Origin of the sequence: Glycocaulis sp., assembly GCF_050485565.1 — a bacterium.
Classification (GTDB): Bacteria; Pseudomonadota; Alphaproteobacteria; order Caulobacterales; family Maricaulaceae; genus Glycocaulis.
The window spans coordinates 281,103-296,507 of record NZ_JBJHBQ010000004.1 but is presented as its reverse complement, the minus strand read 5'-3'; the positions used below and the strand labels follow the sequence as shown (position 1 = coordinate 296,507).

Here is a 15,405-nt window from a genome sequence, read left to right as displayed (position 1 = left end):
AATGATGAGCAAACCACCACCCCCTCAAGACAGGTTGCCCCCCTAAAACCAGACGCGGCGAAACCTGCCCAGCCAGCATGGACGCTCAAGCGCTACTCCGTAAGCCCCTTTGCATGACGGGATGGCCTAAGCTCACTGACGTTCCGATGTGGCGGAGATACGGACTCTGGCGACGACAAGAGCCCGCCTGCAGCGAAGAGTTGGCGCTGCTGGCGAGCTTACCGATGGCTCTGGTCTTGCCGGGGAAGCTAGACCAGATAGAGTGCCATCAGTTCCGGCTGCTGTTTTACCAGCGTGACCAGCTCTTCCTGTTCGGGTGTGAGCGCGTCCTTTGCGGCCATGACATCAGGGCGGCCCGGTTCAGCCATTCGAGCGGGTCGCGCCCTTCCACCCAGCCGACATTGGGTAGGTGGACTGATAGCCGAGCAGGCGCTGCAGCTTCTCCGGCATCTGCGCAGCTACCTCCCAGGGGATGGAGAGGTAGAAGTTTTCCGTCTGGCGCAGCCAGCCAAGATTATAGCTGATTACCGCGCCGGTCCGGTTCTCGCCGGAGGTGTTGGCCCCTCCGCCATGCAGGGTCGATCCCAGGAAGATAAGCACATCACCAGGGTCCATCTCCGCTCGCCGGACGTCATCTGGATCAGGCAGGCGGTCCTTGTCCCATTTATGACTGCCGGGAATGACCCGTGTCGCACCGTTCGCGGCGGTGAAGGGTGACAGCGCCCAGATGGCGTTCATCATCACGCACTTTTTATGTGCCGGTGTAACCGGTCCCGGAGGTCCGCCTAGCAACAATGCATTGAGCACACGCAAGATGCGGTAATTTGGGCAGCAGACCCTGCGTCGCAGGAAAACAGCGATCTCCATATGGAGGCGATTGCCCGTTTACCTCAGCACAGGAAACGGTGAAACGTCTCTGCATGGCCTGCAGCACTGCATCACTTGTTTCCGGTCGTATGGGTAACGCAAATAAGGCCGTGAAATCTGCTGCACAACCTGCTATACATTTTGCTGCACAATACGAAAACTGCGCTTTCTAATATGTTGAATTTTATTGTTTTTTATGGGCTTTCTGACCAATATGGCGCACTTCCTCTCCGCCAGATTTCCTCCTTGTGCGGCCCGGCTCGGTATCGGGTCCTGAGCCCGGCAGTTTCCAAGCAATACCGCCTGATCGCCAGTGGGCACGCCAAATCGAGACCAGTTCGTGTTCGTCTGACAGCACCGCCAGATTTTCCAAACACATCAAGGCACTTGCCAGAACCGCCCGTCCCCATGGCGGCGCGGGCCTTGTTCATTCCCCGCGAAAGCGTGCGAACCAGCTTCGCGCATGACCTCAGTGGTGCCAGATCGACGCCTTGTCAGCGGTGGGCCTGTCGTGCTGAGGCCCGTTCGTGATCGCCTGACACCATCTTTAAGCGAGGTCGTGCATAGCCGCGCAGGAACAACAGCATCCCTTGCACGCGCCATGGAGGAATTGACGCCGGCGCGCATCGTATCCCCTGAAGGGCGGGCCATGCATGGCCCGCACCGCAATAACGGGGAGACGCACATGCAATGGTTTCATATCCCGGCCGCAGCGCTGGGCTGCGCGCTGGTCATATCGTCAGCAGGACTGGCCGGAGACGAAGATGGCCACTACGCCATCCGGCTCCACCTTGATCCGGCAACGTCACATTTGAACGCCGATATCACCATCACCCTGCCCGTTGATCAGGCCCGCGAGGGTGCGGGCTTTTTCCTGGGAGACCGCTTCACCCTGGAGGCGATCAGCACGGACTCAGGCGGGCGTATTACCCTTGCCCCTGAAAGCGGAGTGCTGCCCGGCACACGGCTCATCTCGGTTGAATACCCCGATGATCTGGCGGAGCCGGCAGTGCTGCGTGTGGCCTATTCAGGCGAGCTGAACATTAGCGGCGACCGCACGGTAAATGCGCTGACGGCTGCCGGACTGGAGCTGCGCGTCGATTTCATGTGGCTGCCAACCGTCACCGGCATCAATCTGCAATACACCGCCGATGCACAGATTTCGGGCCTGCCCGATGACTGGACAATCGTGACACAAGGTGAGGCCGTGCGCGACGATGAGGGTGTCGTTCACGTGCACCGCAACCAGCCCGATATCGACTTCGTGCTGGTGGCCGCACCGGGTCTGGAACGGCGCAGCGCCCCCGGCGTCCATGTCTATGCGCGAGATTTTGACTTCATCCTGACCGATATCGCGACGCGCCATGCCGCCCTGTCTGTGGAATGGCTGCAGGACTGGATGGGGCCGCTGCCCTATGGCGATGTATCGCTGACCGTACTGCCGGAGGGATCGGGAGCCTATGCCAGGCGCGGCTATATCGTGATGAGCGAGGGACGCGCCCAGATCGAGGCGATGGAGGAAGAATTGCCCGAATGGGGCCCAGCCCGGCTGGTAGCCCATGAGTTCGCCCATGCCTGGTGGTCACCGGCTGACGCCATGACCGAGCATTACTGGCTTACCGAGTCTGTCGCAGAATACGTCGCCGTGCGCTATGTCGAGGACATGTTCGATGTCGAAACCGCCAACATCTTCTGGGAAGCCAAGCGGGAGCGTGCACTGGCTTCAGGTCCGCTAACCGGCGGGGACAGGCGTGGCAGTGGCAATGCGCTTTACCAGCGCGGGCCGATGCTGCTTCAGGCGCTCGAACACCGCGTGGGGCGCGAGGCGCTGGACCGGGTGATTGGCCGGCTGGCCCCGATCGGACCGCGCCTGACGCAGCAATTTCTCGATGTTCTCGCCGAGGAGGCGGGACCGGAAGCTGCCAGCTGGTTTGACGCCCAGCTCGCCAGCGGTCCCGGCCCGTGGGACGGCGCGGAAGAGACAGAAGACGCAGATCAGTCCGACCGGTAGATCACACCGCCCCGCATGACGAAGCGTACCCGTTCGAGGGCGGTCACGTCCTCCAGCGGGTCGTCATGCACCGCGATCAGGTCGGCAGGCATGCCCGGCGCCAGCCTGCCGGCCTCATCATCAAGGCGCAGATGGGTTGCCGCGTTCACCGTGGCCGTCTGGATGGCTTCCAGCGGGGTCAGCCCCGCCTCGACGAGAAGCGAGAACTCGCGCGCGTTCTGGCCGTGCGGCGATACCCCTGAATCGGTGCCATAGGCGATGCGCACGCCAGCCGCATGCGCGCGCCGTGTGGCTTGGATCATGGCCGGGCCGACCTCGCGTGCCTTGGCGGCCGCGAACGGGTTGAGCCATGTGTCCGGATCAGCCGCCCATTCAGCCACTGTCGCGCCTGCCAGCAGGGTAGGCACGAGATAGGCGCCGCTTTCGGCGAACAGGCGCAGCGAGGCCGCGTCCAGATACGTGCCATGCTCGATCGCATCACCGCCTGCGCGCAGGAAGGCGTTCAGCCCTTCAGTGCCGTGGGCGTGAGCGGTCACGATGCGCCCCAGACCATGGGCCGTCTCGACAATGGCCTCCATCTCTTCGGGCGTGAACTGGATATCCAGACCCGTGCGCGCATGGGAGAGGACCGCGCCGGTGGCCACGATCTTGATGATATCCGCGCCGCGCTGGATATGCTCGCGCACCACGCGGCGGCACTCATCCGCGCCGGAGCACAAGGTGGGCCTGCGTATGGTCTGCACGACATCCCAGCGATAGCCATGAATATCGCCCTCCCCGCCATGCGGGCTGACCACCGAGCCGGCCGCCAGGATGCGCGGACCGGGCACATAACCTGCCGCGATACCGTCACGCAGGGCGAAGATGGCTTCGCTCTCCTGACCGAGATCGGCCACGGTGGTGAAGCCCGCCTCCAGCGTGATACGGGCGTAGTAGGCGCCCTCCATGGCGATGGCGGCGGGCGTGTGCGTGGTGCGCCGCAGCCGGTCGCCAGGACCGTTCTGATGGCCGATATGCACATGGGCGTCGATCAGTCCGGGCAGCACGAAGCTGTCATGCAGGCGGATCGCGCCGGTTTCGCCGGAATATCCGTCCTGAATGGCCGTAATGCGTCCGTCCTCGATGATGATGGTCTGCTGATGCCGCACTTCCCCGGTGGACGGATCAGCCAGAACCGAACCAGCCTCGATATGGACCGGGCTGGTCAGTGCCAGCGAGAGCGCGGCAAGAAATCCACTTACCATCATGGCGCTTCTCCCTGCGGGTCGCAGGCAGGCTCGCCGGAAAGGCACGCCTCCACCCACGCCATCACATTGTCTTCGAGCATGGCGAGTGGGACCGGACCGGAACCCAGCACCACGTCATGGAAGGCGCGGATATCGAAGCCCTCACCCAGCGCCTCACGCGCGGTGGCGCGCAGCTCCAGTATCTTCATCATGCCGATAGCGTAGGAAACGGCCTGACCCGGATAGACGATATAGCGCTCCACCTCGCGCAGATTGTCGTAATGGCTGGCTGGCACCACCTCGTCCATATAGGCAATGGCCTCCTCCCGGCTCCAGCCGAAGGCATGAAGCCCGGTATCCACCACCAGACGCGCGGCACGCAGCACCTCCATGGAGAGGCGGCCAAAATCGTCATACGGATCCTGATAAAGCCCGATCTCGCGCGCCAGCCGCTCCGAGTAGAGCCCCCAGCCTTCGGAAAACGCAGAGATGCTCAGATAACGCCGGAAGAGCGGCAGCTGATCGAGTTCGTACGCCACCACGGTCTCCACATGATGGCCCGGAATGGCCTCGTGATAGAGCAGAGCGGGAAGCTGGTAGAGCGGGGCCGCGCCCATATCGTAGAGATTGATGTAGAACACGCCCGGACGTGATCCATCACGCGGCGGCGACTGGTAGAAGGCTTTCGCGGCGGTACGCTCGCGCCACGGTTCAACCGCCTCGATCACCACATCAACACCCGGCTGCAGGGAAAACAGCTCGTCCTGACGGGCGCGTATCTCCTCCAGCATGGTACGGGCGCGGACGAGGTAGGCCTCCCGGCCCTCGTCGCTGTCTTCGAAGTAGAAGTCCGGACTTTCGCGCATGAAGACAAAGAATTCGGCCAGATCGCCTTCAAACCCGGTGCTGGCCATGATCTGGCGCATCTCGGCATGGATGCGCGCCACTTCAGCCAGCCCGTGGGCGTGTATCTCCTGCGCCGTCAGCCCCGGCAGGGTGGTGAAGCGTTCAAGCTGAGCCTGGTAGTAAGCTTCGCCGTCCGGCAGCCGCCAGACGCCGCCCTGTTCCGGCGCGCGCAGCTGAGCCTCGCCGAGATATTCCAGCAGGCGCTCATAGGCCGGGCCGAAGTCCTCAAGAAGCGCCTGCCGTGCCGCACCGCGAAGCGTTTCGCGCTCGCCGTCCGTCAACTCTGCAGCGTCCAGCTTGGCGGTGAAATCACCCCAGAGCGGGCTGTCATCGCCATCGGCAAAGGGCCGGCCAGTGATCAGATTGCGCGCGGCGTCCATCACATGGCCGTAGACAAATTGCGGTGGCTGCACGCCGGCAGCCTCCTGCGCACGCAACTCGGCGATGAGGCTTTCAAAAAGTGGCGCTACGCCCTGAAGGCGCGCGACATGCGCCTCGCCATCCTCGCGCGTTCGAACCGGATGTGTGTTCATCAGCGTGATACCGACGCGCGTGTGCATGCCGGTCATCTGGCTGAGAATATAGTCGTGATAGCGCCATTCATGGCGGGCCATACGCTCGCGCGCCGCCCACTCAAACAGCCTGACGCTTTCGCGCGCCGCTGGTGACAGAGCGCTCTGGTCAAAGCCGGCCAGCCGTTCAAGATCGCCAAGCAGATCGGCTATCGCGTCCTGCCGGGCGGCATCGGAGATATCGTCCCATTCATGCTGGCGATCCCGGATCCCCATCCGCGATTGCCGGATCGGACTACGCGCCAGATCACGCTGGAACACCTCCTCGAAGAAGGCTTCCAGGCGCGCTTCCTCGTCGCTGGCCTGAACAGGTCCCGCAACGATCAAAAGCGCGGCGGCGATGAGGGTAAGGGCTGATCGGATGGTCATTGTGTGGCGGTCCATTGTTCTATCTGCTGACGAAGAATGGGCAGCGGCAAAGGCCCCTCGCCCAGAAGCGCATCGTGGAAAGCGCTGAGGTCAAAGCGGGTGCCAAGCCGTGCCTGCGCCCCGCTGCGCATCTCCATGACGGCGATCTTGCCAGCGGCGTAGGCGACGGCCTGGCCGGGAATGACGGCATAGCGGTTCACGGCGCCTGAGATGACATCGCTTGAATCGGCGGTGTTTGCCTCCAGCCACGCGGCCGCCTGCGCGCGTGTCCAGCCTTTGGCATGCAGGCCGCTATCAGCAACCAGCCGGCCAGCGCGCATCAGCTCCATGGTCAGCTTGCCCACCTGCTGCCAGGGGTCGCGATAAAGGCCCAGTTCTTCGGGTATTTCCTCGGCATAGAGCGCCCAACCTTCGCTGAACGCGGTGTAGCCGCTGGTCCGCCGGAAGGCCGGCAGATGCTCCAGTTCGCGCGCTATCGCGGCCTCCAGATGGTGTCCGGGAACGCCTTCATGGTAGGCGAGCGCCTGCAACTGGTAACGTGGCAGACGGCTCATGTCGTAGAGATTGACGAGGAAGACACCGGGCCGCGAACCATCTGCCGAGGGCGGGAAATACCCTGCGATACCGGCGGAGCGTTCCAGCCACGGCTCCACCCGCCTTACCTCCAGCGCCGCGCGCGGTAGCCGCCCGAACAACCCGTCCAGCCGGGCATACATCTCGTCCAGCACCGCGCGGGCCTCTGCCAGATAGGCTTCGCGGCCCGCATCATCATTGCTGAAATAGAAGCCGGGATGGTCCCGCAGATGCGCGAAGAAGTCCTGCAGATCGCCTGCAAAGCCGAGCTCTGCCATCTTCGCGCGCAAAGCGGTGTGAAGCCGGGCAGTTTCCGACAGCCCTGTCTCATGGATCTCGTCGGCAGTGACCGGCAGGGTGGTCTCGATCTCCAGCGCGGCACGGTAGAAGTCCTGCCCGCCGGGCAAGGTCCATGCACCGGACTCTTCAGGCGCCTCTCCTGCCGTGTTCCGCAGATAGCCTGTCACCGCGTCCACGCCGCGCCGGAACGGGCCGGCAAGCGCGGCATCGGCATCAGCCAGCAGCGCCCGCTGAACCTCGCCGGAGAAACCGGCTTCACCGATCTTGCGGCGGAAGTCGGCACGGATGACGTTTTCGCCCTCCCCTGCCGCGAGCGCCCCGCCACCAAAGTTCTCGAAGGTGGCAATGACGCCTTCGCGGGCAAAGAGCGGCACGCGGGTGCCCAGCGCAGCGCGGCGCTCCATCTCCCCCGTCAGTTCCAGCAGAAGCGGCTCCACCCCTTCAAGACGCGAGATATAGGCGCGCGCGTCCTCCTCATTCGCAATGGTGTGATTGCTCATCAGGGTCTGCGGTATGGTGCGGTGGATCCCGCGCATATGGCTGATCGGCAGGGTATGGTCACGCCAGTCCAGAATAGCCAGCTGACGGCGCGTGGCGAAGCGGAAGACATCAAGGCTCAGCCGGTCGGACGGGCTCAACGCGTTGCGGTCAAACCCGTCTGCGGCGGCCAGCTCGGCTTGCAACGCACCTTGCGTCTCACGCGCCGCTTCCTGTCCGGGACGGTCCCAGCGATCCTTGCCGGTGGCCAGCCCCAGCGAGGTCTGCAATTGCGGGCTGTTGGCCAGCTGGCGCTGATAGCTGGCTTCGAAGAACGCCTGCAGATAACTCTGCTCATCGGCCAATGTGCAGGCCCACGGCACAAGCCCCGCCGCAGCCGTGCCTGCCAGCAGGCCGCGGCGCGTCAATCCTTGTGACCGGTTGCTCATGGCGCGCGCTCCTCTCCACCGGCATGGCGCACATGGATGTCGAGGAATTCGCGTATCGCGCGGTAGGCGATGATCTGGTTGGCGGTCTTGCGGAAGCTGTGGCCCTCGTCCGGGAAGACGATGTACTCCACCGGCACGCCATTGGCCCGCACCCGCTCCACGATGTCGTCGGACTCGATCTGCAGGACACGCGGATCGTTCGCGCCCTGCAACACCATGAGCGGACGGACGATGTTCTCGGCGTGATAGACCGGCGAGATCGAGCGCAGATATTCCTCGTCCGTCTCCACATCGCCCATTTCCGTGGCCAGCAGCCGCCGCAAATCCTCCCACCATTCCGGCGTGGACCGCAGCAGCCGCACCCAGTTGGAAACACCATAGATATTCACCCCTGCGGCAAAGGCTTCAGGCTCAAAGGCCAGCGCCGCCAGCGTCATGAACCCGCCATAGCTCGCGCCCTGCACGGCGATGCGGTCGGGGTGGACATAGCCGGTAGCGCTCAGCATGGCCCGCGCCGCGACGACGTCGCCCAGATCAGCGTCGCCATGGGCCCGGTCATCAAGATGGAAGAAGGTCCGGCCCGATCCGCTGGACCCGCGATTATTGATCTCGAACACCACATAGCCGTGATTGACGAGGTACTGGGTGAGCGGGCTGTAGCCGATCCGGCTCTCTCCGCCCGGACCGCCGTGAACGTGAACCACGGCAGGCATTTCATTGCCCGGCCGCGCATCGCGGGGAATGTAGAGCACACCGGGCACGTCCAGCCCGTCATAAGAGCTGAACCGGATCACCTCACCGGCAACGAGATCATCGCGCGCTACATCGTCCGGCAAACCATCCAGCAATACCCGGCGTTCACCGGTTTCAAGCTCGATGAGCTTCACCGTATGCGGCGTCTGACCATTGCTCAGACTCAGCAGCGCCAGGCGCGCATCGCCGGACAGGGTCAGGCTCGCACTGTAAGCCGGGTCGATATCGCCCAAAGGCACCGGTTCGAAACTGCCCGCGTCCAGCAGGTAAGGCCGCCCGCGCGCATCCTCGTTCACGGTGACGGTGACGTAGCGGCCATCACGGCTATAGCTGGCACCCAGCACATCCCATCCGGCATCGAAGACGATCCGGGACTGTCCACTCGCAAGATCAAGCTGGCGCAGGGAGCGGAACTCGCCCCCCTCATCACTGGTGTAGAGCAGATACCGGCCATCCGGGCTGAAAGCCTGCGGCTCACTGATAACACGCTGATCAAGCGGCGTTATCGCCTCCAGCACGCCAGAGCCGGTGTGATAGAGATAGGTGATCGTATTGGCGTTGTCGGCGATGCGGCTCATCGCGATCAGCGAACGATCCGGGCTGACGGCCCGTATCTGATAGGCACCGTCATTGACGAAGATGCGCTCGCGCACATAGCTGCCGGTGGTGATCTCGTGGAGATCGAAGAAACGCCGGTCACGCGCATTCATCATCACGAAAAAGGACTGGCCGTCATGAGCCCAGTCGACAAAGCGCGCCACATGACCTTCGCCCGGCGTCAGGTCGCGGATCGTGCCGTCCACTTCGCGCACATAGATGTGGGCGCGTTCATCGCCGCCCCTGTCGCTGGAGAAGAGCAGCCGCTCATCGTCCGGAAAATAGCCGATCAGCGCGATGGTCTCGGTCTGCGAATCCGTCAGCGGCACCATGTCACCGCCGCTCACCGGCATGGTGTTGATATTGGCGATGCCCGTTCTGCGGCTGGTGAAGGCAATGGTCTGATTATCCGGGGAAAAGGACAGCCCGCCGAAGCGGTCAACGGCGGTCAGTTGTTCGATGGAATATCGTCCCGGCTCCCCGGCAAGAGCCGGCGCGCCAAGTACAAGCGCCAGAAGAAAAACGCAAACAGGACGCAGCATGCTGGCCTCTCTTGAGTTGGGGTGTCGGAAAGACAGCGGGCGGGACAGCCAGAAAGCCGTCCCGCCCGCCATGATCACGGTCAGAAGCTGGCTGTTAGCGTCAGGAAGTAACGCCGGCCCAGCGGGTCGTAGCTGCGGAAGCTGCGCGTCACCTGCGCCTCGTAAGGAACGTCGGTGTCGAGCAGGTTGCGTACCGCCAGCTGCGCCCTCAGACGCTCGGTGATGTTGTACCCAATCGTGCCGTTGAACAGCGTGTAGTCACCAATCCTGTTGATCGGCGTCTGTTCGATGGTGGCCAGCGGATCAAGCTTCACCGCGCTCTGCCAGAGCATCTGCACATTGGCGTCGAGCGGTCCGCGGGAGTATCCGACGCTGAAATTGCCGGTATAGCGCGGGTTGCCCACCGTTCCGACCTGGTTGACGGATGGCGACCCCGGCAGGGCCTGCAACTCGTAGCGGTTGGAGTAGAACAGGCGTGCGCCCAGCGTAATCCGGCCCGGATCGGTTACGCCGGAAAGCAGGCTGTCCAGATCGAAGCCGTACTGTGCAGCCGCGATAAGCCCGTTAAAGCGCAGCGACGACGTATTGTAGTAGCCGGACTGGAAGCCATTGGCGATATCACCGGCTACCCGCAGCGCCCCGGGCTGGGCGGCAGCTTCCGCCGCCGTCAGGCGGGTGAAGGCCGAACAGGCCGACTCGTTGGGATAGTTGGTGCTGTCATAGCAGGCCTGCAGCAGTGACCCGATCCCGAGCGTCTGGATACCGTCCTCGATGGAGATGTCGCTCCAGTCCACCGCCATGCGGAAACCTGACAGCCATGCCGGCTGATACACAAAGCCGACCGACCAGGAATCGGCGACCTCATTGTTGAGGGCCTGATTGCCCGACACCGTGCCGAACGCGGACACCGTCCCGGTGGTGTGCTGGAAGTTTTCCGGCGCAGGCGCCCCCACGGCGGACAGGGCGGCTGCGCAATTGGCAGCGCGCACCGAGGGGTTCTGCCCCTGATTATAATTGTTCATGCTGCACGGGTCGGCGATGCCAGAGGCCACCGGAGCTGATCCGAGGAACAGTTCGGTGATCGCAGGCGCGCGGATGGCACGGGTGTACACACCACGCAGTACCAGCCCATCGCTCCAGACACCCCAACGCGGCGAAAGACGCCCGCCCGCCGACCACGTCGTGTCGCCTCCGGCAATGGAATTGTCGACATAACGGACCGCCGCCTCAAACGACAGATCCCGGATCAGGGGCAGGTTCTGGCTATCGGTAACCAGCGGCACCAGGAACTCGCCATACACTTCACGGGTGTCGAAACTGCCTTCAACCCCGGCGAAAGCATTCACGCCCGGACCGAGCAGGAGGATGCCCGCCTGCATGGTGGCATCAGGCTCGAACAGCGCGGTTTCGCGGCGGTACTCCGCGCCCACGTTGAAGCCTACAGGCTCAGCGATGCCAAACGGCAGGTCGCCAGAAAGGTTCGCCGTTACGACTTCCTGCGTGTTGAAGCTCCGCGACCGGCCAATATCGGTGACATAGTCAGCTGCCGCACGGCTGAAATTGCTCACACCGAACAGGTTCAGCGGCACGCACGATCCGCCAGAGGCACATACGATCTGACCGTTTGCATCGGTTACCGCATCAATCGCGAGCGCCAGGCGCGTGGGGTCGATATAGCTGAGCTGGGAATAGCTTTCGCTACGGCCGTAATTGTACGACACGTCCCATTGCAGCGTATCCCAGCCGACCGGCAAATCGCCCATAAACCCGCCGACGAACCGGAACACGTCAATCGTCGTCCGGCCGGGCGTAAGATCCGCCAGGTCATTGAGATTCCGGTTCATGGCAAATTCGGAAAGACCATTGGCCGCCAGCGTGGCCTGAGCGTCGCTGCTCAGGAACGGGTTGGTGGCCGAGAAGGTGAGTTGCGGGCCACCCAACGCGCCCGGAGCGGCGAACTGGTAGAGCTCGGACAGCTCGATCCCCTCGCTGCGCGAATAGGAGGTTTCCACAAACCCTCTGATCGCCGGCGTGAAGTCGAAATGCGCCATCGCGTTGAGCAAGGTGCGTTCGGTCGGCGAGAGCAGCGAGAAATGATCGGCCGGGCTGAGGCCATCTCCGCCCGCAGACAGGACCGGCGCGCCCAGGGCGGCCTGAACAACCGTGCCGGCGCTGAAAGGCACCAGCTCGCCATTCGGGCCAAACTGCAGCGGCGTACCGTTGGCGTCGGTGATATAGTTGGGGGAGTTGTGAATGGGCGGGAAGACGATACCCGGCAAGTCGAATCCGAGCAGGGGTGTCATCAGCGGATTGTAAGGCAGGCCACCTGCCGTCAGCACCGAATAGCGCAAATCGTCGACCACCATCTGCGCGGGAATGCCGTCATTGGGGCCGGTATCAGCCGGATTTGGCACCAGAAAGCGGAACGGCATCCGCCCCGAAAGCGGCAGCCCCTCGCTGGTATTATGCTCCAGAGACAGAACCGCATTGCCGCGATTGTCGGCAAAATTGCCACCCATCAGCAGGCGGTAGGTACGGCTTTCCGCATCCCCGCGATCAGAGATGCCGTATTGCAGCGTGCCCTGAACGCCCTCGAAATCATCGCGCAGGATGACATTCACTGTGCCGGCAATCGCGTCCGCGCCGTAAACCGGTGCGCCCCCGATGGCGACCGTCTCCACACGCGCGACGAGACCGGCGGGGATGAGATTGAGATCCACCTGAGAGCCTGGTGACGCTGCGGCACCCGAACCGGACGCCGTGTTGGACGACACATGGCGCCGCCCGTTGACCAGGGTCAGCGTGCGCTGGGAGCCGAGGCCGAAAAAGTTCACGAATGTCTGGGCGACGCCGAGTGTGGATTGCGAAGCCCCCACAGGGCTGGATGCCGACGGACCAAAGCCCGGCTCGGCCTCCAGCGCCTCGCCGATATTGGTATAGGCCCGCAGCCGGATTTCCTCGTCATCGACGACGACTGCAGACTGAAGCGTGTCAAACCCCGCGCGCTGGATGCGCGTACCTGTTACGAGAATGCGTTCTGACGGGCTGGATTCCTCTGCCGCCTCATGTTCAGCACCCGTCTGTTCCTGTGCCAGCAGCTGACCTGCGGGCATCATTGCCGCGATACATGCACTGGCCAGCCAGGCCCGTCTGCGGCGCTTGTTCTGTGATTGCGTACCAACACGCATGCCGGTCTCCCCTTCTTTATCCGGAGTACGCAACACGCGCCTCCAGACAGTACGATGAAGAGGAAACCGGCATCCCCCACTGGCCGGAAAAATTCTCCGTTTACGGGGTAATGGTGCGGGTTACAGTGCCTTGCGCATCGAGGAACTCCAACGCAGCGTCACCCTCGGCATTCACCCGCAGGACAAGGCGTGGACGCCCCTGCCCGTCATTGAGGCGGACCAGCGCGTCCTCCAGCTGTTTACCGGCAAAATAACGCTCGGCTCCGGCCCCGCCTTCCTGGGCCATGGCGAACTCGCGCATCTCGGCAATCAGGGCGTCACGCTCATCTTCGGTTTCAGCGCGCGCGATCCGGTCGCTGTATTCCAGCACCGGCTCGATGGACCAGTCAGGCCGGTCCCAGACGCGGAAGCCCGCCACACGCTGGCCGTTGGCGTCGGAGTACTGCACGCCCACCGTCTGATCCTGCTGGAACTGATCAAACATCAGGCCCGCCCCGGCGCGGTAGCCGTCCTCGGTGACCGTGGCGTCGAACGTCATGCCGCCCACCTCGTCACCCAGATTGTTCAGAAACAGCATGCCGCCCGTGCGCCGGTTGAAGTGCAGATACTCCCGCCCGCTCTTGAACAGGCCGGGGAAGCGGTCGTCATTGGCCAGGATCAGGCGCGGCGTGCCATCGGGCTGCACGATATTGAGCCGTTCCGCCGTGATTTCCTCAAACCGCACATCCACCGGTCCGGTGTCATCACGTTCGAGGACGAGATATCCAACCGCCACCGTCATCGCCAGCAGCCAGACCCATTTGAGTGCTTCAAGCATTTTCATTGTCGGATCTCCTAATAGTTCCAGGCGTCAATCTGACGGGGATCAGGCGTGTTGGCGCGGACATGCTCTGCCGCCTCCAGCACCATGCCTGCCCAGTCCGTGTGGTGATAATTGTGGCCGCGCTTGGGGCGTCCGTAGAGGAAGCGGATCGGATAGTCCGGCCCGGCGACTTCACCGATCATGTCCTCGAAATTGTAGACGGCAAGATTGAGGTAGAACTCGTCCATCTCGCCGGCGATGAGGTGGATGTCGTTCTCCAGCAAGGGGCCAAGCCGGTCCCAGTTGCGCCGGGTGTATTCGGTAAGATCGTAGCCGTTCTCGCGCCCATACTCGGCCACTTCATGGTTGATCTCGCCGGTCAGCAGATCGAACAGCGCTACAGGATAGCCGTCCTCGCCTACAGGCCCGTGCGTGGCCTGCCAGATGCCGAGCTGATAGCCGGTGCGGCCGCGCGAACCGAGCACGGACTCAAACCGGGCCACCTCGCGCATCTGCCACATGGGCTGGCCCTCGCGGGTGCGCCGGAACGGCCGCTCGCGCGTGATGTAGCGCGACACCGGCACGGTGAACATGTTGGTGTCCTCGTAAATGTCGGCGAGCATGTAGCGGCTAAAATCGATCGGATCAGGATTGAAAACCCACGCCCCGCCAAACATTTCCGGATAGTAGAGCTGGAAGGCCAGCGCCTCCCACCCGCCGGTCGACGCCCCTTCCACGATGCGCGCATGGCGCTCGGGGATGAGGCGGAACTCACGTTCCAGATGGGGAATGAGCTCCTGGGTGATGGCATCGCCATAGGGGCCGTTATTGGCCGAGTTCACCGCATAGGATTCCAGGAAATACGGGCTGGGGTGTTCAAAGACGATAGCCGCAACACGCGGAAAATCGTCGGCAATCCAGCGCTGGTAGAATTCGTAGCCCGTTTCGACATTGGCATCACGCGCCCGCTCGATGGCTGCTTCGGTATGGCTTGCCGGATCGGGATTGAGGAAGAAGGGCGAGTCTCCATGGCCGAACGTGTAAATGGCCGGGTAGCGCGCCTCAGGATGGTCATCAAACCCGCGTGGTACCAGCACGGTGGCACCCAGATACATGTCGGTGCCCCAGAAATCGCTGAGGATGTCGCTGCGTATGCGCACGCGGCGATACCACTCGGTGTCCTCCAGTTCAGGCAAGTCCGCGATCACCTCGGTCAGCTCAAGGCCGATCACGGCACCGGGCTCGATGCGGGCAGGCACCGGGCGGCTGTAAAGATTGCCCGGCTTTGACCAGAACACGACCCGGCGGTGGGTTATCGGTACGCTGATTGTGTGGCCATCCGCGCGCGTGACGGTGTCATAGGTCACGAGCACCGCCTGAAAATGATACTCACCGCTTTCCAGCTCTGCGAGGCTGACCGGATAGGAATCGGCGTCACCGGACAGGGTGATGGTGCTGCCGGGAGCCGCACCCTCCACATCCATCCCGAACACTGCCGGGCCGGTGACCGCGAGTGTCAGCCGGGGCTCGGGCACGGGACTGTCTGCCGCGATAACCAGCAGCCGGCCGGTTACCGGCGTGTCGCCAGCGGGCAAGGTTACCTCAAAGCGCGGCGACTGTGCGGCAAGTGGCCCGGCCAGAATGGCCAATGCCAAGATTGCAACTGCACAGACGCCGATCAGGCCGCGAAGATCGCTACTCAATCGTCCGGTCATGATGGTTCAACTCCCCTTATTGTATTGACGGCGCGTGCTGATGCCGGCCTGCCCTGTT

General features: G+C 63.2%; 9 protein-coding genes. 1 reads left to right on the top strand and 8 read right to left on the bottom strand.

The features are described from left to right. Positions 1–360: 360 nt before the first annotated feature. Positions 361–741 carry a phytanoyl-CoA dioxygenase family protein gene (locus ACQ5ID_RS06675; protein ID WP_371393167.1) on the bottom strand — a complete coding sequence of 127 codons (381 nt, stop codon included), beginning with the start codon at positions 739–741 and terminating at the stop codon, positions 361–363. A gap of 811 nt (positions 742–1,552) precedes the next feature. Here ACQ5ID_RS06675 and ACQ5ID_RS06670 point away from each other — a divergent pair. Then, on the top strand, positions 1,553–2,878 hold the full coding sequence (locus ACQ5ID_RS06670) for a hypothetical protein (RefSeq protein ID WP_429911674.1): 1,326 nt from the start codon (positions 1,553–1,555) through the stop codon (positions 2,876–2,878). Here ACQ5ID_RS06670 and ACQ5ID_RS06665 read toward each other — a convergent pair. The 7 genes from ACQ5ID_RS06665 to ACQ5ID_RS06635 all read right to left on the bottom strand — a co-directional run bounded on the left by ACQ5ID_RS06665 (position 2,863) and on the right by ACQ5ID_RS06635 (position 15,347). Continuing rightward, a complete protein-coding gene (locus ACQ5ID_RS06665) occupies positions 2,863–4,125 on the bottom strand; it encodes an amidohydrolase family protein (RefSeq protein ID WP_429911673.1) in 1,263 nt (420 codons plus the stop codon). The genes ACQ5ID_RS06670 and ACQ5ID_RS06665 overlap by 16 nt on opposite strands. Further along, positions 4,122–5,951 (bottom strand): DUF885 domain-containing protein, encoded by a 1,830-nt coding sequence (locus ACQ5ID_RS06660; protein WP_429911672.1) that lies wholly within the window; start codon positions 5,949–5,951, stop codon positions 4,122–4,124. The genes ACQ5ID_RS06665 and ACQ5ID_RS06660 overlap by 4 nt, the downstream gene beginning before the upstream one ends. Then, a complete protein-coding gene (locus tag ACQ5ID_RS06655) occupies positions 5,948–7,750 on the bottom strand; it encodes a DUF885 domain-containing protein (RefSeq protein ID WP_429911671.1) in 1,803 nt (600 codons plus the stop codon). Before ACQ5ID_RS06655 ends, ACQ5ID_RS06660 begins: the two co-directional genes overlap by 4 nt. Then, positions 7,747–9,642 (bottom strand): prolyl oligopeptidase family serine peptidase, encoded by a 1,896-nt coding sequence (locus ACQ5ID_RS06650; RefSeq protein WP_429911670.1) that lies wholly within the window; start codon positions 9,640–9,642, stop codon positions 7,747–7,749. The genes ACQ5ID_RS06655 and ACQ5ID_RS06650 overlap by 4 nt, the downstream gene beginning before the upstream one ends. Before the next feature lie 80 nt (positions 9,643–9,722). Then, on the bottom strand, positions 9,723–12,830 hold the full coding sequence (locus ACQ5ID_RS06645) for a TonB-dependent receptor domain-containing protein (protein ID WP_429911669.1): 3,108 nt from the start codon (positions 12,828–12,830) through the stop codon (positions 9,723–9,725). Positions 12,831–12,930: 100 nt separating this feature from the next. Further along, complete coding sequence (locus ACQ5ID_RS06640) at positions 12,931–13,653, bottom strand: hypothetical protein (protein WP_429911668.1); 723 nt, start codon at positions 13,651–13,653, stop codon at positions 12,931–12,933. Between the two features lie 11 nt (positions 13,654–13,664). Then, complete coding sequence (locus ACQ5ID_RS06635; protein ID WP_429911667.1) at positions 13,665–15,347, bottom strand: alpha/beta hydrolase-fold protein; 1,683 nt, start codon at positions 15,345–15,347, stop codon at positions 13,665–13,667. Between the last annotated feature and the right edge of the window lie 58 nt (positions 15,348–15,405).

What these genes read in the sequence shown, in the direction of transcription:
- ACQ5ID_RS06665 (WP_429911673.1), bottom strand. Translation starts at nt 4,125, where the DNA reads ATGATGGTAAGTGGATTTCTTGCCGCGCTCTCGCTGGCACTGACCAGC.
- ACQ5ID_RS06670 (WP_429911674.1), top strand. Translation starts at nt 1,553, where the DNA reads ATGCAATGGTTTCATATCCCGGCCGCAGCGCTGGGCTGCGCGCTGGTC.
- ACQ5ID_RS06640 (WP_429911668.1), bottom strand. Translation starts at nt 13,653, where the DNA reads ATGAAAATGCTTGAAGCACTCAAATGGGTCTGGCTGCTGGCGATGACG.
- ACQ5ID_RS06635 (WP_429911667.1), bottom strand. Translation starts at nt 15,347, where the DNA reads ATGACCGGACGATTGAGTAGCGATCTTCGCGGCCTGATCGGCGTCTGT.
- ACQ5ID_RS06645 (WP_429911669.1), bottom strand. Translation starts at nt 12,830, where the DNA reads ATGCGTGTTGGTACGCAATCACAGAACAAGCGCCGCAGACGGGCCTGG.
- ACQ5ID_RS06675 (WP_371393167.1), bottom strand. Translation starts at nt 741, where the DNA reads ATGATGAACGCCATCTGGGCGCTGTCACCCTTCACCGCCGCGAACGGT.
- ACQ5ID_RS06655 (WP_429911671.1), bottom strand. Translation starts at nt 7,750, where the DNA reads ATGAGCAACCGGTCACAAGGATTGACGCGCCGCGGCCTGCTGGCAGGC.
- ACQ5ID_RS06660 (WP_429911672.1), bottom strand. Translation starts at nt 5,951, where the DNA reads ATGACCATCCGATCAGCCCTTACCCTCATCGCCGCCGCGCTTTTGATC.
- ACQ5ID_RS06650 (WP_429911670.1), bottom strand. Translation starts at nt 9,642, where the DNA reads ATGCTGCGTCCTGTTTGCGTTTTTCTTCTGGCGCTTGTACTTGGCGCG.